This is a genomic window from Candidatus Sulfotelmatobacter sp., assembly GCA_035504415.1.
Taxonomy (GTDB): Bacteria; Vulcanimicrobiota; Vulcanimicrobiia; order Vulcanimicrobiales; family Vulcanimicrobiaceae; genus Vulcanimicrobium.
This window is the reverse complement of record DATJRY010000011.1, coordinates 21,884-45,934: the sequence shown is the minus strand read 5'-3', so window position 1 is coordinate 45,934 and position 24,051 is coordinate 21,884. Positions and strand designations below refer to the sequence as shown.

General features: G+C 71.3%; 22 protein-coding genes. 9 read left to right on the top strand and 13 right to left on the bottom strand.

The features are described 5' to 3' along the window. Positions 1 to 2: 2 nt before the first annotated feature. Both VMD91_06605 and VMD91_06600 read right to left on the bottom strand, forming a co-directional pair. Complete coding sequence (locus tag VMD91_06605; protein ID HTW83716.1) at positions 3 to 1,595, bottom strand: hypothetical protein; 1,593 nt, start codon at positions 1,593 to 1,595, stop codon at positions 3 to 5. Next, positions 1,596 to 2,036, bottom strand: a complete 441-nt coding sequence (locus VMD91_06600; GenBank protein HTW83715.1) for a transcriptional repressor — start codon at positions 2,034 to 2,036, stop codon at positions 1,596 to 1,598. A gap of 153 nt (positions 2,037 to 2,189) precedes the next feature. On the opposite strand from VMD91_06600, the gene secD reads away from it, so the two are divergent. The 4 genes from secD to VMD91_06580 all read left to right on the top strand — a co-directional run bounded on the left by secD (position 2,190) and on the right by VMD91_06580 (position 7,674). Next, entirely contained in the window at positions 2,190 to 3,479 is a 1,290-nt protein-coding gene (secD, locus tag VMD91_06595; GenBank protein ID HTW83714.1) for a protein translocase subunit SecD, read from the top strand. Position 3,480: 1 nt separating this feature from the next. After that, complete coding sequence (gene secF / locus VMD91_06590) at positions 3,481 to 4,839, top strand: protein translocase subunit SecF (protein HTW83713.1); 1,359 nt, start codon at positions 3,481 to 3,483, stop codon at positions 4,837 to 4,839. Positions 4,840 to 4,900: 61 nt separating this feature from the next. Next, positions 4,901 to 6,829, top strand: coding sequence for a DEAD/DEAH box helicase (locus VMD91_06585; GenBank protein HTW83712.1), 1,929 nt, complete (start codon positions 4,901 to 4,903; stop codon positions 6,827 to 6,829). Between the two features lie 143 nt (positions 6,830 to 6,972). Then, complete coding sequence (locus tag VMD91_06580; protein HTW83711.1) at positions 6,973 to 7,674, top strand: hypothetical protein; 702 nt, start codon at positions 6,973 to 6,975, stop codon at positions 7,672 to 7,674. Between the two features lie 7 nt (positions 7,675 to 7,681). Here VMD91_06580 and VMD91_06575 read toward each other — a convergent pair whose 3' ends face one another. Then, positions 7,682 to 8,602, bottom strand: a complete 921-nt coding sequence (locus VMD91_06575; protein ID HTW83710.1) for a PHB depolymerase family esterase — start codon at positions 8,600 to 8,602, stop codon at positions 7,682 to 7,684. Between the two features lie 81 nt (positions 8,603 to 8,683). Between VMD91_06575 and VMD91_06570 the strand changes: the two genes are divergently transcribed. Further along, positions 8,684 to 9,109 (top strand): hypothetical protein, encoded by a 426-nt coding sequence (locus VMD91_06570; GenBank protein HTW83709.1) that lies wholly within the window; start codon positions 8,684 to 8,686, stop codon positions 9,107 to 9,109. Here the strand turns inward: VMD91_06570 and VMD91_06565 are convergent. Continuing rightward, positions 9,090 to 10,166, bottom strand: a complete 1,077-nt coding sequence (locus tag VMD91_06565; protein ID HTW83708.1) for a glycosyltransferase — start codon at positions 10,164 to 10,166, stop codon at positions 9,090 to 9,092. The two genes, VMD91_06570 and VMD91_06565, sit on opposite strands and share 20 nt — an antisense overlap. Next, on the bottom strand, positions 10,166 to 10,762 hold the full coding sequence (locus VMD91_06560; protein ID HTW83707.1) for an FkbM family methyltransferase: 597 nt from the start codon (positions 10,760 to 10,762) through the stop codon (positions 10,166 to 10,168). The genes VMD91_06565 and VMD91_06560 overlap by 1 nt, the downstream gene beginning before the upstream one ends. 111 nt (positions 10,763 to 10,873) lie before the next feature. Here VMD91_06560 and VMD91_06555 point away from each other — a divergent pair, with 111 nt between their 5' ends. Continuing rightward, entirely contained in the window at positions 10,874 to 12,058 is a 1,185-nt protein-coding gene (locus VMD91_06555) for a glycosyltransferase family 4 protein (GenBank protein HTW83706.1), read from the top strand. Here the strand turns inward: VMD91_06555 and VMD91_06550 are convergent. Genes VMD91_06550 through VMD91_06540 form a run of 3 tightly spaced genes read right to left on the bottom strand, consistent with a single transcriptional unit; the run spans position 12,027 to position 14,832 of the window. Further along, positions 12,027 to 13,070 carry a glycosyltransferase family 1 protein gene (locus tag VMD91_06550; protein ID HTW83705.1) on the bottom strand — a complete coding sequence of 348 codons (1,044 nt, stop codon included), beginning with the start codon at positions 13,068 to 13,070 and terminating at the stop codon, positions 12,027 to 12,029. The two genes, VMD91_06555 and VMD91_06550, sit on opposite strands and share 32 nt — an antisense overlap. Beyond that, positions 13,067 to 14,047, bottom strand: a complete 981-nt coding sequence (locus tag VMD91_06545) for a glycosyltransferase family 1 protein (protein HTW83704.1) — start codon at positions 14,045 to 14,047, stop codon at positions 13,067 to 13,069. The genes VMD91_06550 and VMD91_06545 overlap by 4 nt, the downstream gene beginning before the upstream one ends. Beyond that, complete coding sequence (locus VMD91_06540) at positions 14,023 to 14,832, bottom strand: hypothetical protein (GenBank protein ID HTW83703.1); 810 nt, start codon at positions 14,830 to 14,832, stop codon at positions 14,023 to 14,025. The genes VMD91_06545 and VMD91_06540 overlap by 25 nt, the downstream gene beginning before the upstream one ends. A gap of 111 nt (positions 14,833 to 14,943) precedes the next feature. Between VMD91_06540 and VMD91_06535 the strand changes: the two genes are divergently transcribed. Next, positions 14,944 to 15,462 (top strand): adenine phosphoribosyltransferase, encoded by a 519-nt coding sequence (locus tag VMD91_06535; protein HTW83702.1) that lies wholly within the window; start codon positions 14,944 to 14,946, stop codon positions 15,460 to 15,462. 65 nt (positions 15,463 to 15,527) lie between these two features. After that, complete coding sequence (locus VMD91_06530) at positions 15,528 to 17,690, top strand: bifunctional (p)ppGpp synthetase/guanosine-3',5'-bis(diphosphate) 3'-pyrophosphohydrolase (GenBank protein HTW83701.1); 2,163 nt, start codon at positions 15,528 to 15,530, stop codon at positions 17,688 to 17,690. Here the strand turns inward: VMD91_06530 and VMD91_06525 are convergent, their stop codons facing one another. Further along, complete coding sequence (locus tag VMD91_06525) at positions 17,691 to 18,488, bottom strand: TonB family protein (GenBank protein ID HTW83700.1); 798 nt, start codon at positions 18,486 to 18,488, stop codon at positions 17,691 to 17,693. It abuts the gene before it with no gap. A 54-nt stretch (positions 18,489 to 18,542) separates the two neighbouring features. On the opposite strand from VMD91_06525, the gene VMD91_06520 reads away from it, so the two are divergent. Continuing rightward, on the top strand, positions 18,543 to 18,752 hold the full coding sequence (locus VMD91_06520; protein ID HTW83699.1) for a hypothetical protein: 210 nt from the start codon (positions 18,543 to 18,545) through the stop codon (positions 18,750 to 18,752). Between the two features lie 6 nt (positions 18,753 to 18,758). Here the strand turns inward: VMD91_06520 and VMD91_06515 are convergent, their stop codons facing one another. Genes VMD91_06515 through VMD91_06500 form a run of 4 tightly spaced genes read right to left on the bottom strand, consistent with a single transcriptional unit; the run spans position 18,759 to position 24,011 of the window. After that, positions 18,759 to 19,277 (bottom strand): lysozyme inhibitor LprI family protein, encoded by a 519-nt coding sequence (locus tag VMD91_06515; GenBank protein ID HTW83698.1) that lies wholly within the window; start codon positions 19,275 to 19,277, stop codon positions 18,759 to 18,761. Continuing rightward, positions 19,274 to 20,023: a polysaccharide deacetylase family protein gene (locus VMD91_06510; protein ID HTW83697.1), complete on the bottom strand. Its 750-nt coding sequence runs from the start codon at positions 20,021 to 20,023 to the stop codon at positions 19,274 to 19,276. The genes VMD91_06515 and VMD91_06510 overlap by 4 nt, the downstream gene beginning before the upstream one ends. Further along, positions 20,023 to 21,990 (bottom strand): phosphodiester glycosidase family protein, encoded by a 1,968-nt coding sequence (locus tag VMD91_06505; protein ID HTW83696.1) that lies wholly within the window; start codon positions 21,988 to 21,990, stop codon positions 20,023 to 20,025. Before VMD91_06505 ends, VMD91_06510 begins: the two co-directional genes overlap by 1 nt. After that, positions 21,987 to 24,011: a phosphodiester glycosidase family protein gene (locus VMD91_06500; protein HTW83695.1), complete on the bottom strand. Its 2,025-nt coding sequence runs from the start codon at positions 24,009 to 24,011 to the stop codon at positions 21,987 to 21,989. The genes VMD91_06505 and VMD91_06500 overlap by 4 nt, the downstream gene beginning before the upstream one ends. Positions 24,012 to 24,051: the final 40 nt, after the last annotated feature.

Genomic DNA, 24,051 nt, shown 5'->3' with positions numbered 1-24,051 from the left:
CGCTAGCAGGCGGATTTCGTCAGCGTGACCGGCGGCGTCGAGGTGAGCCCGAAATACAGCGGGAACGACGAGGTGCCGTCGGTCATGTAGTCGCCGCCGACCGTTTCGTCGGCGCCGGGCGCGAGCGCGAAGCCGCGCACGAGGTACCGCGTATCCGGGTGGCCGATGCACGGCACCTGGATCGGCGCGGGGTCGCCGGTGAACCACATCGTGGTGGTCGTACCGCCGGTGGTATGACCGAGTTGCTCGTAGAGATAGACGTTCTGCGTTTGCTGCGTCGGGTTGACCAGGTGCAGCGCGACGCGGCGGATGATGCCGTAATCGCCGCCCAGCGCGCGACCCCCGGGCACCAGGTTCGGGAGCGTGGGGCGGCCGATGACGAACGGCGCCGGCTCCGCGGCACCGACCGTGTAGCTGAGCGCGAGCGGCGGGACGTCGACCAGCGAGAACTCGCCGCGCCGGCCGTGGCCGTCGCCGGCCAGGGTCGGCTGCCGCAGGTAGTTGGCCGGATCGACGTTGGGATCGACCGCGACGATCATCGCGTCGAGCGTGTTGCCGTCGAGCACCCGCAGGTCGTCGACCGCGGCGACGAGCTGACCCGGCGTGAGGATGCCCAGGTCGAGGAAGAACGGTGCGTCGGGCGTCACCGGCAGCACGACGCTCTGCTGTGCCGCGCGCGCCAGCAGATAGCGCACGGTCGAGAGATGGCCGACGTACGCGAACTCTTGCGAGGGGCCCGCGGCCGCGCCGACCAGTTGCACGTCCGACTCCATGCCGCCGGTGGCGTTCAGCACGAGCACCAGCCGGCGCGGCCGGTCGGCCAGATGGTAGGCGTACAGCCGCACCGGATGCGTCGGATCGATGGTGCCGCGAAACAGCACGCCTTGCATGGCCGCCGTGATGCGCTCGGGATCGTCGCTGTAGAAGAGCGTCGTCGGCACCAGCGGCGAGAGCCGGTCGACCCGCAGGTGAACGGTCGTGGTGCCGCTGACGTCGACCCAGCGGCCGTTGCCGGCGATGGTGACCGGGGCGGGCAGGTCGAGCACGGTCCCGGGCGGCAGCTGCGCGGGCAGGTTCAGCCCCCCGACCGCGAGGGTCGCCCCCGGCCGTAGCTGCGCGACCGCCCCGATCAGCGTCTGCGTCTGTACCTGGGCGAAGTCGGCACCGACCGTCCCGCCGAGCCGCACGTCGGTATCGGCCGGGACGACGCCGGCCGCCGGTGCGACCAGCACCGCCAAGCTCGTGCTGGCGCCGCTCGCGTCGGTCGCGGTGACCGTCCCGGCGCCGGGCGCTCGTCCGCTCAAGACGACCGCGTTCTGCGCCGGATCGTAGGCCGCGCCCACCGCGAACGAGGCCGTGAGGGTGTACGGCGGCGTCCCGCCGGTGAGCCCGACCGCGAGGGTGCCCCCGGGCACGACGCCCACCCGCGGCTGCGCGAACGCGAGCGGGGCCGGACTCGCGCTCGGCCCCGGTGCGGGGTTGGTCACCTGCGAGCCGGCCGCGAGCGGAGCGAGCGTCAGGGCGGCAGCGAGGACGAGGGCGGTGCGGATCGGCCACCGGCCGAACGCGAAGGGTTCGCCCGAAGGCGAACCCACCTAGGAGGGCCCCGCTCCGTTGCGCGCCAGGCCGGCGCAACGGGCACAGCGCCCCGTCACCACCAGCGCGGCGTCGACCCCGGAGTAGCGGTGATCCTGGGCCACCGCCATCGCGATCGCGCCGATCTGCGGCGCCGGGACGTTGACGATCTCGCTGCACGTGGTGCACACGAGGTGATGGTGCTTGTCGAGCGCCGCCTCGTAGCGCGCGGCGCCGCCGTGCGAGAACACCTGCACCAGGCCGATCGCCCGCAGGATGTCGAGCGTGCGGTAGATCGTCCCCAGGCTGACCGCGGGCAGCGCGGCACGGACCCGTTCGTGGATCGCCTCGGCGGTGAGATGCGCACCGTCCTCGAGCGCGCGTAACACGGCGGCACGCTGCTTGGTAAGACGATATCGCGTTTGAAGGAGTCCTGCATCGACGCCCTTGGTGTCGATCATCGATGACCTCCGCCTGCCCCGGGCCTACCCCCACGCGATCCCGGACGACCGCAACGTCGTTTGACGCTGTTCGCCCCCCATGCTACGATCCGGGGGTTCTCCCCTTCCCCGGAATCCGGTATGTGGAATAAGCTCAAGCGGCCGTTACAAGCGGTGCTCCTGCTCGCACTGGTCGGGCTCTGCGTATGGGCCATCACGCCCATCCAGAAAAAAATTCGCCTCGGCCTCGATCTGCAAGGCGGCGCCCGCGTGTTGCTCCAGATGGAGACGACCAAGGACGTGCCGCAGATCACGGACGACGTCCAAAATCAGGTGCAGCTGGTCATCCAGAACCGCATCAACAATGCCGGCGTGTCCGAACCGATCATTTCGAAGGAAGGGTCGAACCGGCTCCTCGTCGAGCTGCCGGCCGTCGCCAACGCCGACGAGCTCGAGAAGCTGCTCAAACAAGCGGCCGTGCTCGACTTCAAGATCTGCCCGCCGCAAATCGTCACGAAGGCCGAATCGAACCCGAAATACGCGCAAGACCCCAACGGCGCGTACAAGGATTGCGGCCCGGTCGTCTATAGCGGCGCGGAGCTGAAGAGCGCGACGCCGGCCTTCAGCCAACAGGGCAACGAGCCGCAGGTCGACTTCCAGACGAAGAACCCGACCAAGTTCGCCAAGCTCACGCGCGACCACATGGGTCAGCAGCTGACGATCTTCCTGGACCGCCAGTTCATGAGCTCGGCCACGATCGAAGGGATCATCTCGACCGACGGTATGATCCACGGTCAGTTCACGGAAGACCAGGTCTCGACGCTGGCCAACGAGCTCAACGCCGGCGCGCTGCCCGTTCCGCTGACGATCATCGAGAAGGAAGACGTCGGCCCGACGCTCGGCAAGGAAGACTTGGTCAAGTCGCTGTGGGCCGGCGGCGCGGGCCTGGTGATCGTGCTGCTGTTCATGGCGTTCGTGTACCGGCTGCCCGGCGTGCTGGCCGACGTCGCGCTGATGGTCTACGTGCTGGCGCTGCTGGCGCTGCTCTCGGTCGCGCACGCGGTGCTGACGCTGCCGGGGATCGCGGGCTTCGTGCTCTCGATCGGTATGGCCGTCGACGCCAACGTCCTGATCTTCGAGCGCCTCAAAGAGGAGCTGTGGGCCGGCAAGAGCTTGCGCGCCGCGGTGCGCATCGGCTTCCAGCGCGCGTTCAGCTCGGTCTTCGACTCACACTTCACCACCATCGTCGGCGCCGGCGTGCTCTACATGCTCGGTACCGGGACGGTCAAGGGCTTCGCGTACACGCTCTTCTGGGGCACCGCGTTCTCGCTCTTCACCGCGGTCGTCGTGACCCGGTTCTTCATGGACGTGGTCGTCGAGAACGACTTGGTGACCAACAAGGCCGCGTACGGCGCCGGTGGCGGCACCGTGCTGCCGCCCGTGAAGACGGCGGAGGCCCACTAGCATGTTCTTCCGTCGTCTCAACTGGAACGTCGTCGGCTGGTTCCGCACCGTCTCGGCGATCTCGTACGTCATCATCGGCCTGGGCATCGCGATGATGGTGTGGAACTGGGTCCACACCGGCGCGCCGCTGCGGCTGGGCCTCTCGTTCACCGGCGGCACCGACGTCACGGTGACCTTCAAGAAGCCGGCGACGCAGGAAGCGATCCAAGCCGCGCTGGCCAAGATCGACGTCGCCGACGCGCAGGTCAACACGCTGACCAAGGCCGGTCAGACGCAAGGGCTCGGCTGGACCGTCGAAACGCAGCACGACTTCGGGAACGACTCGGACCCGCTGTGGGCCGCGCTCAACTCCGTGGCGCCCGTCGACCGCAACGCGTCGTCGATCTCGGCGGTCGGGCCGTCGCTCTCACACGAGTATCTGCTCAACGCGGTCAAGGCGCTGGTCATCGCGATCGCGATCCAGTTCCTCTACATCGCGTTCCGCTTCGGTTGGAACCTGATCTTCGGCTGGGTCTGCGTGGTCGCGTTGGTGCGCGACTCGCTGATGATGATCGGCATCTACGCCATCGCCGGGCGCCGCGTCGACGATGCGTTCTTGGCCGCCGTCCTGACGGTCATCGGCTACTCGGTCATGGACACGATCGTCATCCTCGACCGGATCCGCGAGAACGTCAAGCTGATGGACGGGCAGCCGTTCGACACGATCGTCAACACGTCGATCCTGCAGACGATGAGCCGCTCGGTCAACACCTTGGCGACGGTCGTCATCACGCTGGTCGCACTGCTGGCGTTCGGCGGCGCGTCGCTGCAGAACTTCGCCTTCGCGCTGCTGGTCGGCATCTGCTCGGGCGGTTACCACTCGATCTTCTTCTCGGCCCCGCTGGTCGCGGTGCTGCACAAGCGCTCGCGCCGCGGCGGCTCGAGCCTGGGCGGCTTGTTCCACCGTTCGGGGCTGGATTCGCAGCCGCGCACGGTCGCGGCCGCGCGGGCACAGAAGGCCACCGCCGCGCAGGCGCTGCGCGACCGCGAAGAGGTGCTGGCGCAGCGCCGCGAGCGCCGCGAGCTGCGCAACCGCGAGACGGCCTCGCGCCGCACGACGCAGCCCGCGCGCTACAAACGCAAGTCTCAGGATCAGGATCTGAGCCAGTACGAGCAGCGCAACTTCGGCGTCCCGGAGCGCACGCCGTCCGAGATCGCCGACGAAGAGCTCGCGCGCAACCACATCGAGCACGTCGTCGACCCGCTCGATGCGCAGACGATGGGCCTGCACGACGAGGCGGCGGAGCTCGGCCACGAGGAGATCCGGCTCAACCTCGGTGACGATGGCGAACCCGCGCCCGAGCACGAGTCGCACATTTAGAGGGTTCGGCACGCCGAACCCGTCGCGGTCCTCGCTGCGCTCCGGTCCGCCCAAAGGAAAGTTGCCGCCGCCGACGGCGTCGGAGGCCGCCTTCGAGCGGCTGCTGCGCGAGTTCGGTACCCCACGCGCGTCCGCGGAGATTCCGCCGGACGCGCGCGCGTTTCTCGACGGGCTGTACGCGCGGGCGGGCGAGTTCCTCGACCGCGACCCCTACGCGACGATCGGCGAGGCCACCGGCTTCAACACCAAGGTCGTCGGCGTCACCTTCGAGGGGCGCCAAGACGTCGTCGGCGCGCTGCGGGCCGGCGAGGCGCTCGAGCTGCGCCGGCACGCCGACAACGCCTTCGATCCCAACGCGATCGGAGTGTGGTACGGCAGCCTGCAGCTGGGCTTCGTCAAGCGCGAGATCGCGGCGCGCATCGCGCCGAACCTCGACGCCGGCGAACGCTACACCGCCGAGGTGACGGCCGTGACCGGCGGCGGCGCGCGCTCGTTCGGCATCAACATCTACGTCAGCCGCGCGCGCGCCGCGGCCGTCGCGCCCGCCCGCGACGCCGTTGCCGCCGGTGCACAGGACGTGCTGCGGGCGCTGATCGGCGAGCGGCCGCTGCGCCCGGCGCAACAGGCCGTGCTCGAGCGCCTGGCCGACGGGCGCAACACGCTGGCCGTGCTCGGCACCGGGCGCGGAAAGTCGTTGTGCTTCCAGTATCCGGCGGCGGTGCGGGCGCTCGAGGGCGGTGAGAAGACGCTGGTGCTGTATCCGCTGCGCGCGCTCGCCAACGATCAGTACGAGGCGCTGCAGCGGCGCCTGGGGCCGCTGGGCCTGCGCATTCACCGCGCCAACGGCGCGATCGACGCCGGCGAGCGGGCGGCCCTGCTCGCCGCGCTCGAGACCGGGGAGTGGGACGTCATCTGCGCGACGCCCGAGTTCGTCCAGTACCACCTCGAGCGGTTCCGCGAGCGCTCGCGGCCCGCGCTGGTGGTCGTCGACGAAGCGCATCACCTGTTCGATTCGACCCACCGCCCCGCGTACGCGCGGATCGACGCGTGGCTGGGCGGCTTGGGCGCGCCGCAAGTCTTGGCGTTGACCGCGACCGCCGGCGATGAAGCCTTCGAGCGCATTCGCGAGGCGTTGGGGATCGACTCCTGGGTCATCGACCCGACCGTGCGCGAGAACTTGCACGTCGTCGACGCGCGCGGGACGACCAACAAGCTGGCCTATCTGGAACAGGTGTGCGCCGACGGCGCGAAGGCGATCGTGTATTGCAACTCGCGCGCCGAGGCGACCAAGGTGGCCGAGAAGCTGCGCGCGCGGCTGGGCGACGGGGTCGCCTTCTACCACGCGGGCGTGGCCAGCGCCGAGCGGCTGCAGGTCGAGCGCTGGTTCCGCGAGGGGGCGATTCGCATCGTCGTCGCGACCTCGGCGTTCGGCGAGGGGATCGACCTGCCCGACGTGCGGCACGTCGTGCTCTACCACCTCAACTTCGACTTCACCGAGTTCAACCAGCAGGCCGGGCGCGCCGGCCGCGACGGCGCCGACGCCTCGATCCACCTGCTCTTCGGCGAGCGCGACCGCGCGATCAACGACTACATCATCGCGCGCGACGCGCCGCCGCTGCCGACGTTGCGCGCGCTGTACGCGGCGACCAAACGCCTCGCGGCCGACGGCGTGCTGCGCATGACCGCCGCGGACATCGCGGCCAGCGTCGACCTCGAGCGGGTCGAAGGCTCGACCGTCAACGCCGCCTTTCGCATCTTCGCCGACGCGGGTTTGGTCGCGGTCGACGAAGACGACGACGGTCGGTTCGTGCGCTTCCTCGCGGTTGACGGAAAAGTCGACATCACCGCCACCGAGCGCTTCGCGGAGGGTGAAGCGATCCGGGCCGCGTTCGCCGCGTTTTGCGACGTCGTGCTCACCGCGAAGCCGGACGTGCTCGAATCGTTGATCGATCGGCCAATCTACCCAAGCGGCGTCGCGTTGCAGTGTTGATAACCGCGCAAAATAAGACGCTCCGTACCTAAACTAAGCAAAACACAAACCGATATTTAACCTGGCCGGTACGGAGAGGGACGTAGCACTGTGCCGTCAAGCGGCACAGTGTCCGGCCGACTTTATCGGAGGGTGTAATAGAGATGGCCGTGTGCAACGGCAAGTATTTCGCTTTGCTTGCCGCGCTCTCGGCGTGCGCGCTGACCGCCTGTTCGGGCGCGACGCCGACGACGATCCCGTCGCTCCGCACGCCGAGCGCCGATGGTGCGAGTGTCGATCGCACACTGGGTGGAACCCGTGGCGGCCCCCAGCCGACCGCGACGCCGTCACCGACGCCGGTGCCCACGCCGACGGCATCGCCGACGCCGTCGCCGGACACGCGCGGATTGGATGAGTATCTGAGCGTCGCCGTGCAAACGCCGACGCTGATCGCGCAGCAGGGAACGAACACCTTCGCCTGCGCGCTGCAGATCACGACGGCCGATCCGAGCGCGCTCGCGTACGCGGACCTGGCGGGGTTCGCCGCCAACACGACGGACACGTTCCCGGCCTATCGTGCGCCCGCGAAGAGCGCCGTGTCGTGGTCCGTGCCGGATCTTTCGGGCGCCAAGACGACGCTCTACAACGGCGGCGAGCGGGGCCAGACCGTCTGGACCTCGCCGGTGGCGCACGAAGTGCAAACGCACTGCGTCGACCTGATCGTCGACGTGCCGCCGGCGGTGCGCGCGGGCAGCTATCCGCTCGAATTGACCTATCAGGTCGGAATCGGCGCGCGGACGGGCGTGCGCGGGCGCGCGGCTTCGCAGACCGTCAGCTTGAACGTCGTCGTCGAGGGCGCTCCGTAGGCGTCGCTCAGGGCAGCGGGTGCGCGTAGAAGAAGTCGACGATCGCGCCGTCGGCATCGAGCTGCGTGCTGGCGATGCCGACGACGGCCTTGGGCAGGTACTGCGGCCCCTGCGGCCACGCGTGCCCGCCGCCGGTGATCGTGTAGAGCTGCACGGCCGCGTCGTCCGTGCAGCCGGCGAAGGCCGTGCGCGTCACCCGCGTCCCGTCGCCGGGCGGAATCGGCGGCAGCGCGGTCTCTCGCGGTCCGATGGTGCAATGGGCGTTGGTCTTCCAGAAGTCGATGGTCTGCCGGATCGAAAGCACCGCACCGCGCGCGAACCCCAAGATGTGCACTTGACCGCCACCGTACGGCACCAGCGGATCGGCGGTGCCTTCGATCGCCAGCACCGAGATCGGACGCTGCGGATGGCAGCTGGAGAGCATGTCGGCTGCGAGCGGTCCGGACACCGGCGCGATCGCCGCGATCGTGTCGGCTTGCGTGCAGCCGACGATCTCCGAGAAGGTCGCGCCGTTCGAGAAGCCGGTGACGTAGATGCGCTTGCGGTCGATCGGGTAGCGCTGCGCGAACGTCGCGATCAGCGCGTGCAGGAACCCGAGATCGTCGACGCCCTTGTTGCGCCGGCCGTCGTTCCAGCCACGGCGAATGCCGTTCGGGTAGACGACGATGAAGCCGCGCCGGTCGGCGAGCGGATCGAGGTGCGTCATCTTCGACTGCTGCTCGCCGGTCATGTAGTGACCGTGGAAGACCAGGATCAGCGGTACGCGTTTCCCGAGCGTGGGCGGGACGTGGTAGACGTACGTGCGCGTGACGCCGCCGACGACCACGCTGCCCGCGCGGTCACCGCTCGTGGGCGCCTGCGCGCCGAGTGCCGTCGTCGCGGCGGCGACGAAGCTCAGCAGGGGAACGATCGCGCGTGTCGGCTGCATGGCGGCGCGCTTCGACGAGCCGCTTGCCCTTCCTCGACGGCTCGACAGGGCGACCGCCCGCGGCCCGCCAAGGGGGCCGCGATGCGGGTTCGACTCGTGCTGCTCGCGGTCTCACTCGCCGCGGCGGTGTGCGCCGGCGGCTGTTCGGGCTCGTCGTCGTCCACCTCGGCCGCGTCGCCGGCACCGGCCCCGAGCGATCCCGACTTCAGCGCGATGATGGAGAACTTCTATCAGCAGATCGAGGGCAAGCACTGGTCGTTCGCCTACGGGATGCTCTCGGCGCGTTACCGCAAACGGTTCAGCGAGGACGACTTCATCGATCGCTACAGCACGATCGACTCGCCCGACGTGCTGGTGCGCCAGCTCGGCGACCGCAGCGTCGACGTCCGCCTGACCGGGACCGACGCGCACGATCCCGCGCAGCACCTCGCTGAGTACGAGCAGGTCTCACTGGCGTGGGACGGCGCGGAGTGGGTGATCGACGACATCAAGCGCGCGCCGAACTAGCGAGCCGGTAGGCGGCGGCGACGCGGGCGGCATAGTCCTCCCACCGCGTCGCACGCAACCGCTGCTCGAGTGCGTCGCCGGGTTCGCGCGGGCCACGCTCGAGTGCGCGCATGACGGCCGCCCGGATCCCCGCGGGATCGAGCGCATCGGCGTACTCCGCCTCGTTGTCCACGTACTCGCGCTCGCTGCCGCGATTGCCGACGACGATGCGCGCGCCGGCCGCGGCCGCTTCGAGCGACGCCATCCCCGGCAAGTCCGCCCACGACGGCAAGACGTGCACGGCGCTTCGCGCGAGCAAGTCGCGCAGCTCGTCGATGGGCAGGCGGTCGACGAAGTGCGTGCGGGCCGTTGCCCAACGGCGGGTCACGGCGAGATACTCGTCCTCGTAGGAGCGCCCGACCAGCGTGACGTCGACGTCGAGGTCACGCAGCGCGAAGAGCAGCATCGCCTGGTTCTTGAGGCGCTCGATACGGCCGACGCACACGACGCCGGCGCGCCGCGTCGCCCATGGCACGAAGGCGTCGCGCTCGAGGCCGTACTTCGCGACGACGTACGGCGGCTCGACGACGCGCAAGCCGCGCGCGCACACGAAGCTCTCCAGCTCGCTGGCGGTGACGACGACGTCGGCGGCCGCGAGCATCGCGGCCTGGCGTGCCAGCCGGCGTTCCGCGCCTTTCCCGACGCGTGCGGTCAGCTTGCGCTCGTCGTCCTGGAACCGTTTGATCCGCCGCTCGATCCGCCGCGGATCACGGTCGTTCAAGACGCGAATGAGGCGCGGTCCGAGGGCGAACAGTCCGCTGCGGTCCCACCAGATCGGCGAGATGACGAGCGGCACGCCGTGACGGCGCAGCGCGTCGATCTGGGGCTGTTGCGTCTCGGGTTCGAAGATGCCGAACAGGTGCGCGACGTCGTAGCCGCGCGGATCGGGTTCCCGGTCGGCCGATATCGTGACCTCCAGGCCCGCGGCGCGCAGCGCGACGGCGGCGCCGTCGGCGACGGTGGTGTCTCCGCCGCGGCGCTCCGGGGTATTGGGGCGGACGACGAACAGAACCCGCATCAGCGCTCGCGCCGGCGATACCAGCGATTGAGGCCGTCGAAGTCGAGAAAGTCGTAGTCCTGCGCGCGCACGAACGCATCCCAGGACGCCCAGTTCGGACGGTCGCTCAGCGGTTCGACGGCTTCGATGCACAACACGGTCGGCCGATACGCCGACCAGTCGCCGCCGCGCAGCGCGCGTTCTTCCCATCCCTCGACGTCGACTTTGAGGAAGTCGATCTGCGTCCCGGCGGGAACGTGCTCGCGGCAGATCGCGGACAGCGTCGTGACGGTGACCCGAACCGCGTGCGCGCCGTCGACGCCGCGGTTCTCGACCGCCCACGCGGTGCTCGAGCCGGCGAACTCCGGCGCGAACGTCGAAAGTCCCGTCGTTCCGATGACGTGCAGCTCGAGCTCGCCCGGCGCGTCGGAGAGCGCGACCTCGAGGTTGACGTCGCGCGGTCGCGCCGCGCACAGCCGCGCGTACAACGCGGGATTCGGCTCGACGTTGATACCGTGCCAACCGCGGTCGTAGAAGTACTTGGTGACGGAGTCTTGGACCGGGTCCCACGCGCCGACGTCGATGTAAAAGCCGCGGCGTCGCCGCCCAAGGAGCATAGCAAGCGTTCGATCCTCACCGTGCTGCGCATACCACGCGGGAGGTTGCCACGGCCATCGCATTCCGTACGAAGGTAGAACGCTCGGTCCGATGAACCTCCTCCGCCGTCCATGCCCGCCGCGCTCACCGAGCCGCTTGCCATCCTCTACGACCACGTCGCCGACGTGGGGGGCGCGGAGCGGTACTGGGAAACGGTCGTCCCGGCGCTGACGGACGCGGGCGTCGACGTGCGGCTGTTCGGGCGCATCGTCGACGAGAAGCACCGTTTCGGCGTGCCGGCGACCGAGATCCGCTGGTCCGACGAGGATCACGATCCCTCGCCCGAGGCCGCGCGAGCGGTGGCCGACGCGGTCCGCGCGACCGGCGCGTCGACGGTCGCGAGCGCCAGCATCTTCGACGCCGAGGTGCTGCGCGCGATTCGCGCCGTCGCGAAGCGCTGGGTGGCGCGCCTGCACGACCATCGCGCGTTCTGCCCGACCGGCGACCGCATCTTTCCGCAGTTCCCGGCGATCTGCACGCACCCGATGGGGAACGCGTGCCGCGTGAACGCCGTCCTGCGGGGTTGCGTGCACGGACCGCGCCCCTCGAGCGAGCACGCGCTGGCGCGCCGCAAGGCCGTGCGCGACGCGCTGGCCACCGCGGACGTCATCACGGTGGCGAGCGAGATGATGCGCCGCAGCGCGATCATGAACGGCATCGATCCGGCCCGCATCGTCGTCATCTCGCCGGCGCTCCGGCGCGAAGCCTATCGCGCGGTCCCCGCGCCGCGGCCGGCGCGCGACGCGCTGCTGTTCGCCGGACGGCTCGTTCCCAACAAGGGGCTGCGTCCGCTGATCGCGGCGCTCGCGCGCATCCCGGCGGCGCGGCGTCCGCTGCTGGTCGTCGCGGGCCGCGGCGAGCAGGAAGAGCGCGACGCGCGCACCGATGCGCAGCGGCTCGACGTCGCCGTCGACTGGCGCGGCTGGCTGAACGTCGCGCAGCTGCGCGAGGCGATCGACGAGACGACGGCGGTGACGATGCCGTCGACGTGGCCGGAGCCGTTCGGGCTGACCGGCGTCGAAGGTCAGGCGCGCGGGCGTCCGGCGGTCGCCTTCGACGTCGGCGGAATCAGCGACTGGCTCGGCGACGCCGGCGTGCTGGTGCCGCGCAACGACACGGCCGCGCTCGCGCGCGCCATCGAGCAGGTCTTCGATCCGGCCAACTGGGCGCAGTACGCGGAGGCCGCCCACCAGCGCTCGGAGCTGTGGCGCCTGGAGACGCACGTCAGCCGGATGTTGGATATCTTTCGGGGCTGAGCGCGGCGTCGCGCAGCGCCGTCAGCGTCAGCGTCGCGCAGCGCTCCCACGTGTACCCAGCGGCCAGCGCGGGCCCGCGCTCGGCGCGCGCGCGCGTCACCGCCGCGTCGTACAGCGCGGTGCAAAGCGCGCTCGCCCAGACCGCCACGTCGAGCGGCTCGTCGATCCACGCGACGGCGTCGCGCCCGACTTCGGGCAGCGCGGCGACCCGCGAGGCGAGGACCGGCGCGCCGCACGCCATCGCCTCGAGCACCGGCAGGCCGAAGCCCTCGTGCAGCGAGGGCACCGCGACGAGCGCCGCGCCGCGGTACAGCGCCGCCAGCGCGGCGTCGTCGGCCGGCGCGACGGTGACGCTCCCCGCGATGCGATCGCGCGGCGCGCGGGTGAAGGCCAGCGCGACCGACGCGTCGGGAAACGCGCGGCGCCAGGCCGCGACCAGGGTCGGTAGGTTCTTGCGCGGATCGTGTGCGCCGACGTGCAGCACGTACGGGCGCCCGTCCGCCAGGCGATGGCGCGGGCCGCCGGCTGCGAACGCCGGCTCGATGCCCAGCGGCGTGACCGTGATGCGCTCGGGCGCGACGCCGAGGTACGTCGTCAGCTCGGCTGCCGTGAACGCCGAGTTGACGAGGATCCGCTGCGCGCGCCGCGCCGTGCGGCGCAACGGATCCTGTTCGCGTGCGCGCACGCGCGCGTCGGCGGCGGGGAACGCGAAGGGCACGAGGTCGTGCACCATCGTCACCTGCGGCGCGGCGGCGGCGAGGTCGGTGGCGTTCGAGGGGTTCCAGACGACCGCGGCGTCGCGCGGGACGCGGCCGACGACCTGCGCGCGCGGGACGCTCAGAGCCGCGGCGATGCGCGCGCGCGGTGCGAACGGACCCGGGGCGACGAACGTCCACGCGAGCGCCGGATCGTCGCGCAGCCGCGCCGCGACCGCGCGCGTGTAGCGCCCGATGCCGCGATCGTCGAGCACGGCGAAGCGCGCGTCGACCGCGATGTGCAGCGGCGTCGTCATCGCGCGGCCCGCCGCAACACGGCCAGCGTCTCCTCGGCGCAGCGCTCCCACGAGAAGGTCGCCGCGCGCGCCAGGCCGGCGTCGCGCAAGCGCGCGCGCGCGGCGGCATCGGCGGCCAGCGCGCGCAGCGCGTCGCACCACGCCGCGACGTCGAGCGGGTCGTCGATCCAGCACGGGGCCTGGCCGCCGACCTCGGGCAGCGAGGTCGCGCGCGACGCCACCGCCGGCGCACCGCACGCCATCGCCTCGAGCAGCGGGAACCCGAAGCCTTCGTACCACGAGGGCACCGCGACGAGCAGCGCGCCGCGGTACCAGCGGGCGAGCGCGGCCGGGTCCAGCGCGCCCAGCGCCGTCGCGCGCACGCCGGGGGGCGGCGCGCCGCCGGCGACGACCAGCGCGACCTCGGCGTTCGGAAACGCGCGCTCGTGCGCGTCGGCCAGCGTGCGCAGGTTCTTGCGCGGCTCGTCGGCGCCGACGAACAGCACGTAGGGGCGCCCGTCGGGCAGACGCGCGGCCTCGCCCGCGGGCGCGAACACGTCGCGCTCGACCGCGAGCAACGTCACCGTCTGGCGCTCCGGCGCGACGCCGAGATACGTGCTGACCTCGCCGGCGGTGAAGTGCGAGTTGGCCAGGAACGAGCGCGCCTGCGCGGCCGAACGCAGCCACGGCGTTTGATCGTTGGCGCGCCGGCGCGGATCGGCGGGTGGAAACCGAAACGGCACCGCGTCGTGGAAGGTCACGACCGACGGCGCGCGCGCGGTGAAGAACGTCCCGTTCCACGGATGCCAGACGACGTCGGCGTCGCGCGGCGCGCGCTGCCCGAACGGACCGCGCCGCACCAGGGTGACGCGTACGTCGTCGCGCGCGGCGAAGCGCGTCAGCACGGCGCGCACGTAGCGCGCGATGCCGCGCCAGTCGCGGTCGAGGTCGCGCGCGTCGACGGCGACGTGGATCACGAGCGGACGCCGCGCGGGCACGGCGGCAGATCGGTCGTGCCGTTCGCTTGCGTGTGCTTGATGATGTATTGGATCAACGGCGAGTAGCTGGCGACGTCGGCTCCCGGCGGCGGCGTTTGCAGCACGATCTCGTACTGCGGCTTGCGCAAGTTCGTCGACGACCACGGATCGGTCTCCTCGCCGTTCTGGTAGACCCAGCGGTAGGGGAACACGGCCTGCTCGTGGTGGCCGTCGGGGAACGTCACGGTCGCGACGACCTGCTCGCTGATCGTCGTGCCGTTCCAGTGCGGCTCGTCCTGCGCCTCGAGGTCGACCGTGCCGCACGGCGTCTGCGCGTTGACCGCGCCGTTGCCGTTCCCGGCCATCCCGGTCCCGTTGCCGCCGGCACCGCCGCCGGTCCCGGCGACGGTCCCGCTGCCCGTTCCGCTGGCGCTGCCGGTGCCCGCGCCGCCTTCCGCGGCGGCCGGCGCGGCCGGGACCGGCGTGACCAGGACGATCCGCCGCGGCGCGCCGCCGCCGTGACGGGGCTGCGGCGTGCCGTGGGCGCGGGCCGCGATCCGCGGGACGGGCGCGAGGGTCGCGTGCGGCGGAATCGTTACGCGCGGCGGCGGGGTCGGCACCGGCGTCGGCCGCGGCGTCGGCGTCGGGCGTGGGGTGGCGCGCGGCGTCGGGCGCGGGGTCGGCCGCGGCGTGCGCACGTCCAGCAGCGTGACCTCGATGTTGCGCTCGTCGGCACGCGGCGCCGCCGGCGCCGGCACGAAGCCGGCCACGATCTCGTGGAGCGCGATCGCGCACGCGAACGCCACGATCAGGCGCGTCCGGTAGCGCTGGAGGTTCACCTGGTGGGAACGTGCCGCCCGTTCCGCACGGTTCCTCTGCCGCAGGCGCTCGGCCGGCAAGCGCGAACCGGGCGAGCCGTGACCGACCAGATCCAAAGCCTGATCCGAGCCATCCCCGATTTTCCGATCCCCGGGATCCTCTTCCGCGACATCACCCCACTGCTCGGCGACCGAGCGGGGTTCAAGGCCCTGATCGACCTGTTCGTCGAGCCGTATCGCGACGCCAAGGTCGATTACGTGGTCGGGATCGAGGCGCGCGGCTACATGATCGGCGCGCCGGTCGCCTACCAGCTGGGGGCGGGCTTCGTCCCCGTCCGCAAGCCCGGCAAGCTGCCCGGCAAGACCTACACCGAAGAGTACGCCCTCGAATACGGGACCAACGCCCTGCAGATCCACGCCGACGCCGTCGGCCACGGGCACCGGGTGCTGGTCGTCGACGATCTGCTGGCGACCGGGGGGACGATCGCGGCCACCCTGCGGCTGCTCGAGAAGCTGGGGGCGAACGTGGTCGGGACCGCGGTCCTGGTCGAGCTGGAGGCCCTCAACGGCCGGGCCGCGCTGCCGGGCGTCGAGGTTCGCAGTTTCATCCGCTACTAGCGACCGGGCGGACCAAACTCTTTGCGCGCGGGGCCTGTTATGTATACGATAGGCCCTACATCCGCATGACGATCACCGACCTCGTCACCAAAGTCCAGCAATACGACCCGGGCCTGGACGGGGCGTGGCTGGAGCGCGTCTACGACGTGGCGGACCATGCCCACGAGGGGCAGCGCCGGGCGTCGGGCGAGTCCTACATCGCCCACCCGCTGGCGGTGGCCGACATCCTGGCCGACCTGGAGATGGACCGCGCGACGATCGCGGCGGCCATCCTCCACGACGTGGTCGAAGACACCGTCATCACCAACGAGGAAGTCGCCGAGCAGTTCGGCGTCGAGATCGCGACCCTCGTCGACGGCGTCACCAAGCTGACCCGCATCCCCTATCAATCGAAGGAAGATGCGCAGGTCGAGAACCTGCGCAAGATGTTCATGGCGATGGCCAAGGACATCCGGGTCATCATCATCAAGCTGGCCGACCGCCTGCACAACATGCGCACGCTCTCGAGCCTGCCGCCGGCCAAGCAGCAGTCGATCGCGCGCGAGACGATCGAGATCTACGCGCCGATCGCGCACCGGCTGGGCATCTGGCGCGTCAAGTGGGATCTCGAAGATCTCTCGCTGCGCTATCTCGACGCCGACGCCTACCGCGACATCGCCGAGCGCGTAGCGACCAAGCGCACCGCGCGCGAAGAAGCGGTCTCGAAGGTCATCACCGAGCTGCGCGCCGAGTTCGAGAAAGTCGGCCTGCAGGCGGACGTCACCGGCCGGCCCAAGCACTTCTATTCGATTCACAAGAAGATGCAGAAGGGCCGCGACTTCTCGACCATCTACGATTTGACCGCGGTCCGCGTCATCACCGACAACGTCAAGGACTGCTACGGCGCGCTGGGCGTCGTGCACGCGATGTGGAAGCCGCTCCCCGGGCGGTTCAAGGACTACATCGCGATGCCCAAGCCCAACATGTACCAGTCGCTGCACACTACGGTCGTCGGGCCGGGCGGCGATCCGCTCGAGGTCCAGATCCGCACCTGGGAGATGCACCGCACCAGCGAGTACGGCATCGCCGCGCACTGGCGCTACAAAGAGGGCGGCAAGAAGGACGACTTCGAGCAGAAGCTGACCTGGCTGCGCTCGCTGCTCGAGTGGCAGAACGACATGCGCGACTCGCGCACGTTCATGGAGAACCTCAAGCTCGACCTGTTCGACTCGCAGGTGTTCGTGTTCTCGCCCAAAGGCGACGTCTTCTCGATGCCCGGCACCGCGACGCCGCTCGACTTCGCCTATCAGGTGCACACCGACGTCGGCCACCACTGCGTGGGCGCGAAGGTCAACGGCAAGATCGTCCCGCTCGACTATCAGCTCAAGAACGGCGACATCGCCGAGATCCTGACCAACAAGTCCGCGCACCCCTCGCTGGACTGGCTCTCGGTCGTCAAGACCAGCGGCGCGAAGCACAAGATCAAGCAGTGGTTCCGCAAGGAGCGCAAGGAAGAGAACACGCTGGCCGGCCAGGAGGCCGTCGAGGCCGAGCTGGCGCGCGCCGGATTGCGCGTCGACCTCGCCCGCGGCGACGCCATCGAGCGGGTCGCCGGCAAGATGAACTACCAGAGCGCGACCGACCTGTTCGCCGCGATCGGGTTCGGCGACGCGACCGCCGCGACGGTCGCCGCCAAGCTGCGCGACGAGACCAAGGTCGACAACGTGGTCGACATCGCGGCGCTCACGCGTCCGACGTCGACGCGCCGCATCGCGCGCAACTCCAGCGGCATCCGCATCGCCGGCGTCGACGACGTGCTGGTGCGCCTCTCGAAGTGTTGCAGCCCCGTGCCGGGCGATCCCATCATGGGCTTCGTCACCATCGGCCGCGGCGTCTCCGTGCACCGCGCCGACTGTCCGAACACCGCCTACATGAACGCCGCGCCCGAGCGCATCCTCGAGGCGGAATGGCTCGACCGCTCGCAGCTCACCCACGCGGTCGACATCGAGATCGAAGCCGCCGACCGCCCCGGCCTGCTGCAGGACGTGATGGGCGTCGCCGCCGAGCTCAAGACGCAAGTCAGCTCGGTCAACGCGCGCGTCAAGCGCGACAAGGGCGCGCTCATCTCGATCACCGCCCAGATCACGGACCTCGACCACCTGCACACGCTGCTGCGCAAGCTCGGCGGCGTCAAGGAGGTCCGCAACGTCTGGCGCGTGACCAAACGCGAAGCCCGCGTCAGCGGCTAGCTAGACGCCGAAGCCGGTCTGGAGCTCGAGCGTCGTCGCGATCGGGTGACAGGCGAAGGTGGCGGGGGTGAAGTGCGTCGCGCGTGCGGCGGCGATCGCGGCGCGGTCGAGGGGCGCGAAGCCGCTCGAGCGGGTGATCAGCGCGTTGACGACGCTCCCCGTGTCGTCGACGTCCAGGTGCATCTCGACGACGCCGGTCGCGTTGACCGCGCGCGCTTCGGGCGGGAAGGGCGGACGAATCGGCTGCGCCGGGACGGCGGGCGTGAACGGCTGCGCGCACGCCGGCGGCGTGTTGGGCCCGAACGAGATCGGCGCGACGAGCACCGTGTGCGTGCCGTACCCGTCGAGAGCCGCCTGGCGGTCGCGATCGGCCTGTTCGCGAGCGGACGGGCTGCTGGGCGGCGGCAAGTCCGGGCTCCACGGCGAGGTCAGCGGGCAGTCGAGCCGCTCGTTCGCGGCCAGGCCGGTCGCCTGCACCCACGCGCCGATCAGGTGCTCGTCGGGCGGCAGCGTGAAGTAACGCGTCACCCGCACGCCGCTGAACGTCATCAGCGGGACGTCGTTGACGTCCAGCGCGTAGCGATTGCGGTCGCTGTCGAGGCGGACGCGCACCGAGCGCGTGTCGCCGCGGTCGACGTTGAGCAGGATGCCGTACGTCCCGGCGCGTCCCACGGCGCCCAGGTCGACGACCGAGCCGACCGTGGCCGGACAGAAGACGTTGGCGGCGGCCGGGCGCGGGCCGACGGCGAACGGGAGCGCCGCGGCGAGCGCGGCCGTCAACAGAAGCGAACGCGTCATCGCTGCGCGCCTTCGCGGCGGGGGTCGCGGCTCCCGCGCGGGAAAGCGACCGGGGTGTCGCAGCAACAGCTCTTCGCGGTGGTCGGCGTGGTCATCGGTATCGGAGGAACGATGATGGTCGCCCAATCGTTCATCGCCGAGCACGGCCCGCGCAAGGTGCTGCCGATCGCGATCCCGGTCGCACTGTTCGCCGGCGCGGTGATCGCCTGGGCGCTGGTGGCCTGGATCGACTACGTCAACGCCAGCGCGACGATGGGGATGTAGCCGCCGCTACTGGACGCCCTGCGCGGAGGCGTGCGACGCGTAGCGGTCGAGGTCGTCGGCGCGCTGGATGGTCGTGTCGAGCACGCACTCGGCGGAGAGAATCTCGTTGATGGTCCCTTCGAACTGACCGTACATCGAGCAGCGCGTCGTGAGGTAGCGCTTCCACGCCGCGTCGCTCGACTGCACGTATTTCGTGATCGCGGCGACGCGCAGCTTCTCGAGCGCGGCGGTGCGTTGGGTGACGATGTCGCGCCAATACACCGCGGCCGCTTCCGCGCATTGGCTGATCGACAACGTCGAGTCGCCGTTGGCGTGCGAGCACGCGTCGACGAACTTCGTCGAACACGGCGTCGCTTTCGAGGGCGGATCGTCGCCGACGGGCTTCGCGCACGGCCCGATGATCGAGGCGACCTTCGCGGGCGCGGTCCAGGCGTCGAGCGTGCCGGCGGTGGTGGCCGCCTGCGCCGGGGGTCCGGCGAACACGACGAGGACGGCGGTGGCCAGCGCGACGTGGTGCGGTCTCACGGCGTCGCGACCGCCGCGAACTCGGCTACGCTCGCGGCGCCGCGCACGCGACGACGCTGCAGGACGTAGGGGTCGTCGAGGTTCGTCACCACGCCGGGGCGTTCGGTGAGCGCGACCCAAAATCCATGCTCGCGCAAGACCGCGATCGTCTCGGCCTTCCATTTGCCCGCCGCGTAGGCGTAGGTCACCGGCGGGGCCAGGTAGTGGGCCAACGCGATCGCGCAGTGGCCGGCCTCAGCCTCGGTCCCGGCGCGGTCGAGCGTCGAGAGGTCGAGGTGGTGGGTGCCGTGGCAGCCGATCTCCATCCCGGCGGCGCGCATCGCGCGCAGCTGCTTCCAGTCGGCGTGTCGCCCGTCGCCGATGAAGCCGGCCGAGACGTAGAAGCTGGCGACGTCGCCGTACTTGCGCAGCAGCGGCGTCGCGACGGTCGCCGCGTCGCTGTAGCCGTCATCGAAGGTCAGCACGACCGCATGCTGCGGGTGCTGCCCGTGTCGCAGCGCGTCGACCAGCTGCCGCGTCGTCAGCGTGTGGATGCCGTGGTCGCGCAGCCAGCGCAGCTGCGCTTCGAAGGCAGTCGGCGTCACGGTCAGGTCGGCACCGACCGGGTCGCGCGGCACGCTGGCGTTGACGTGATGATACATCAGCACCGGCACGCCGGCCCACGTGTCCGCGGCCCTGCCGGGCGAAGCGGTTGCGAGACAGGTGGCGGCGAGCGTGACGAGGGCGGCGGCGAGGAACGGGCGCATCAAGGACTCCCGGGCAGCGTGACGGTGAGAGTGCGGAAGGCGAGCGTGCCGGTGCTGTGCACGGGCGGGCCGCCGAGCGAGGGTACGACGTAGAGTGAGGTCAGGCGAACCGGCGGGTTGAGATCGGGCGGGAGCACGAGCGTCACGCGTCGCCAGCCGGTCCAATCGACGTGCGCGGCCAGCGTCAGCGCGCGCAGCTCGCCGAAACGGTTGACGAACGTCGCGCGCAGTGGCACGCCGTCGCCGTTGCCGCGCACCTCGAGGCTGACCGCGATCGGCTCGCCCGGCAGCGTGACGGCGACCGCGTCGCGCGCGACGCGGGCGTTGCCGGTGAAGTCGTATGTCAGCGGCTCAGCCGCGAACTCCGGCAGTGCTGCCTCGTGGCGGCCGACGTGCACCAGCACGCTCGTCTCGACGCCGCCCGCGGCGACCGTGACGTGCGCGTCGCGCGTGCCCGCACGGTAGACGGCGTCGGCGCCGTCCGGCGCCAGCGTGCCGCCGTCGGCGCGCCAGCGAACGTCGGGGCCGAGGACGACGGGATCGCCGTTCGCGTCGAGCGCGCGCACGCTGAGCGCGACGGTGGCGTGCGGATCCGGATCGGGCCGTTCGGGCGTGACCGCGAGCGTGGCGGCCCGCGCCAGCGTCGTGTACGGCACCTCGGCGCGCAAGCCGTCGCGGTCGGCGACGACGGCGACGTGCGCACCGGGCGCGGCGTCGACGTGCAGCGGCGCGAGCGTCGCGCCGTGCAAGCGGTGGTCGCTCGCGTCGACGACGGCGCCGCGCAGCGCGACGACGGCGCCCGGCAGCGCGGCGAAGCCGGTCGGCCGCACGATCAGGTGCGACGCGCCGCCGCCGGGCGCATCGCTGTAGACGAACAGGCCGTCGGCGACGAGCCGCTCTTCGCCGTCGCTGGGGGTGTTGAGGACGCTGGACTGCGCGTCGCCGAGCACGCGCGCGACGAGCGTGGCCGAGCCGCCGGAGTCGAACGCCATCCCGTCGAGTGCGCCGAAGCCGAGCATCAGCGCCGCGAACTGCGGCCGGGTCAGCCCGATCGAGAGCGCGGGGATGCGGCCGTCGACCGCCAGCAGCAGCAGCGTGTCGCCGGCGGTCACGGCTGCGCCCGAGACCGGAAAGCGCACGTTGCGTTCCTCCGGTGCCGGCGCGTTGGGATCGTCGACCGGCGCGCCGCCGGCGACGAGCAGCGGACCGCCGCCGACCGCCGCGCTCACGGTCGCGAGCGGCGGCGTCGTGTCGTACGCGATCGCGACCGTGTCGCCGACCGCCGGCGGCGCGCCGCTGCGCAGCGCGGCAGGCCCGAGCGCGAGCAGCGTGCCGTTCGCGGGTCCGGCGGCGGCCGGTCCGACGGCGGTGACGCGATACGTTCCGGGTGCGCCGGCGACGCCGTCGAGCGGCGTGAGGGCGGCGACCGTCACGCCGGGCGCGGCGGTCAGCGGCCCGAACGCGGCGTCGATCAGCGCGGCGCCGCCTTCGGGCGGCCAGACGTTGACGCCGGTCAACGGCACCCGCGTCGCGCCGTACGACGCCGTGCCGGCGAAGCCGAGCGTGCCGAACGAAACGCTGCCGTCGCGCGCGACGCTGAGCACCGCGCGCGCGGATGGCGTGCGCACCAGCGCGCCGTCCTGCACCACCGCGTTGAGCGGCTGGTTCGTTTGCCCGATGTCGAAGTAGTCGGCGTTGACGCCGGCGACGGCGCCGGTACGCACGGCCATCGACGAGACCGTCTCGCCGCTCGACACGAGCCGGTCGTGCGCCACGACGACGCGCAGACGCACGCTGGGCTCGCGCAGGTCGACGGCGACGGCGTGCACGATCAGCGGCCCGTCACTCGTCGTCAGCCGGTAGTCGGCGCGGACGATGCCCGGCGCGACGGCTTCGCTGTGCGCGTGCTGCGCGACGATGGGCGGGAACGGCGCGGGCGGTGCCAGCGTAGCCGGCAGCGCGATCACTTCGTGCCCGGCGGCAGGACGCGCGCTTGCGGCAGCGGCGGCGGCCGGGTCGTCACCAGCGTGCCGCGCGGCGCGCTGCTGTAGATCAGCAGCGCATCGGAGATGACGCGCTCCCAGCTGTCGTCGGACGGCACGTTGCGCAGGGTCGCTTCCGTGTCGCCCGGCGCTCGCGAGACCATCGTCACCGAGCCGCCGGAGTCCAGCGCCATCGCGTCGACCACGCCGTAGCTGCGCAGCAAGTCGCCGAACTCGGGTCGCGTCATCCCCATCGAGCGCTCGGGATGTCGCGCGTCGACGGTGACCAGCAAGAGATTCCCGTCGGCGAGCGTGCCCAGCGCGACGACGGCCCAGCGCACGTCGCGCTCGGCGGGTGCCGGTGCCTTGGGGTCCTCGTACCACTCGCCGTTGCGCAGCAGCTGCGGACCGCCGCCGATCCCCGCCACCGCGTCCGGCACGTGCGGCTCGATGTCGTAGTGGATGGTCACCACGTCGCCGGGCTTGGGCAGCGGCAGCGCCGCCTTCGGCCCGAACGCGACGCCGAGCTGGACCGGAATCGGCTGCGTCGCCGGCATCGAGCCGGTGATGCGATAGCGGTGATCGCCCAGGTCTTCCAGCGGCTCGAAGGTGACGCCGTCGGCCGGCTTGAGCGGCGCGCCGTAGTCCGGCGTGATGATCGTCGTGTCTTCGAGCGGCCACGAGTTGACCTGCGTGATCCGGTAGCGGTGCTTCCCGTCGACGACGCTGCCGTCCATGTGAAAGTCGGCGAACGTGACGTGGTTGTTCTTGTCGATGATGAGCGCGGCGCGATCGGTCGGCCCGCGCAGCAGCCGGCCGTGGCTGATGAGCATCCCCTGCGGCTCGTAGGTCCGGCCGATGTCGAAGTAGTCGCCGTTGACGCCGGCGACCGCGCCGGTGCGGTCGGCGAGCTGCGAGGTGCGCTCGCCGTGCGAGATGATGTGGTCCTCGGCGATGGCGGTGTCGAAGCGCACCGTCGGCTCGTCGGGATTCACTCGCAGCAGCGAGACCGCGCGCGGAATGTCGTCCAGCGTCATGCCGTACTGGCCGTAGGTGATGCCGGGCGCCGTCGTCTCGAAGGTCATCCACGAGACGGCCGGCTTGGTGGCGACCTGCGCGAACATCCAGGCCAGCGAGCGCAGGTCGGGCGTGCCGTTCGTCACCACATCGGCCCACGAGCGCACGTCGTGCACCTCGCCGGAAAAGTTCGCCGGCACGGCGCCGACCGCGCCGCTCAACAGCGCCGCGCCGATGCCGTCGGGCGCCAGCGAGACCTCGCCGCTCACGCCCTGCAGCTCGGCGCCGGCGATGCGCGCGGCCGCGTCGTTCAGCACGAACGTGCCGTGCGGCGCTCCGTTCTCGAACTCGAGGTCGACCGTGCGCGCGACGCCGCGCAGCGGCGCGAAGCGGTCGGGAACGAACACGGCCGCCAGCGGCGCCAACGGCAGTGCGTTCGCGGTCAGCTCCTCGGCGGCGGTGCCGTCGGGTGTCGTCGTCGGCCGCAGCGTGATCGGGTAGCTGGCGGTGCCGTCACGCAGTGCGAGCGTGGCGTCGCCGTCGAGGGTGCCGCTCGCGTCGAGCTGCACGCTGCCGCCGATCGCCGCGAACGTCAGCGGCGCTGCCGCGCCGGCGCTGCGAGCGATCGTCAGCGTGCCGTTCTGGACGTCGAGCGCGAGCGCGTGCGCGCCCAAGCGGCCGGCGAAGTCGCGCGCGCGCCGGGCTTCGTCGCCGCGCGCGAGGTCGATTGCGATGGCGACCTGCGGCGTGCTCGCGCGCAGGTGCAGCACGCCGCCGGTGACCGTGAACGTGATCTGCGCCGCGTCCAGGGTGACGGCGCCGCCCTCGCTCGCGAGGTGGACGTTGTCGAGCACGGTCGCGCCGTCGGCGTGGTGCAGGTCCCCGATGCTGGCGTCGCCGCCGACGGTCTGCCCGAGCTGCCACTGGAGGTAGCTGCGTTCGATCGCATCGCGCGCCACCAGCGCTGCGAGGACGAGCACGACGAGCACGATCAGCGCGATGGTCAGGGTCCGCTTCGGGAAACGACGG

Coding starts and splice junctions, on each gene's coding strand:
- VMD91_06600 (HTW83715.1), bottom strand. CDS start 2,036: ATGATCGACACCAAGGGCGTCGATGCAGGACTCCTTCAAACGCGATAT.
- VMD91_06570 (HTW83709.1), top strand. CDS start 8,684: ATGCGGGTTCGACTCGTGCTGCTCGCGGTCTCACTCGCCGCGGCGGTG.
- VMD91_06575 (HTW83710.1), bottom strand. CDS start 8,602: ATGCAGCCGACACGCGCGATCGTTCCCCTGCTGAGCTTCGTCGCCGCC.
- VMD91_06510 (HTW83697.1), bottom strand. CDS start 20,023: ATGCGCCCGTTCCTCGCCGCCGCCCTCGTCACGCTCGCCGCCACCTGT.
- VMD91_06550 (HTW83705.1), bottom strand. CDS start 13,070: ATGACGACGCCGCTGCACATCGCGGTCGACGCGCGCTTCGCCGTGCTC.
- VMD91_06565 (HTW83708.1), bottom strand. CDS start 10,166: ATGCGGGTTCTGTTCGTCGTCCGCCCCAATACCCCGGAGCGCCGCGGC.
- secF (HTW83713.1), top strand. CDS start 3,481: ATGTTCTTCCGTCGTCTCAACTGGAACGTCGTCGGCTGGTTCCGCACC.
- VMD91_06580 (HTW83711.1), top strand. CDS start 6,973: ATGGCCGTGTGCAACGGCAAGTATTTCGCTTTGCTTGCCGCGCTCTCG.
- VMD91_06560 (HTW83707.1), bottom strand. CDS start 10,762: ATGCTCCTTGGGCGGCGACGCCGCGGCTTTTACATCGACGTCGGCGCG.
- VMD91_06530 (HTW83701.1), top strand. CDS start 15,528: ATGACGATCACCGACCTCGTCACCAAAGTCCAGCAATACGACCCGGGC.
- VMD91_06525 (HTW83700.1), bottom strand. CDS start 18,488: ATGACGCGTTCGCTTCTGTTGACGGCCGCGCTCGCCGCGGCGCTCCCG.
- VMD91_06555 (HTW83706.1), top strand. CDS start 10,874: ATGCCCGCCGCGCTCACCGAGCCGCTTGCCATCCTCTACGACCACGTC.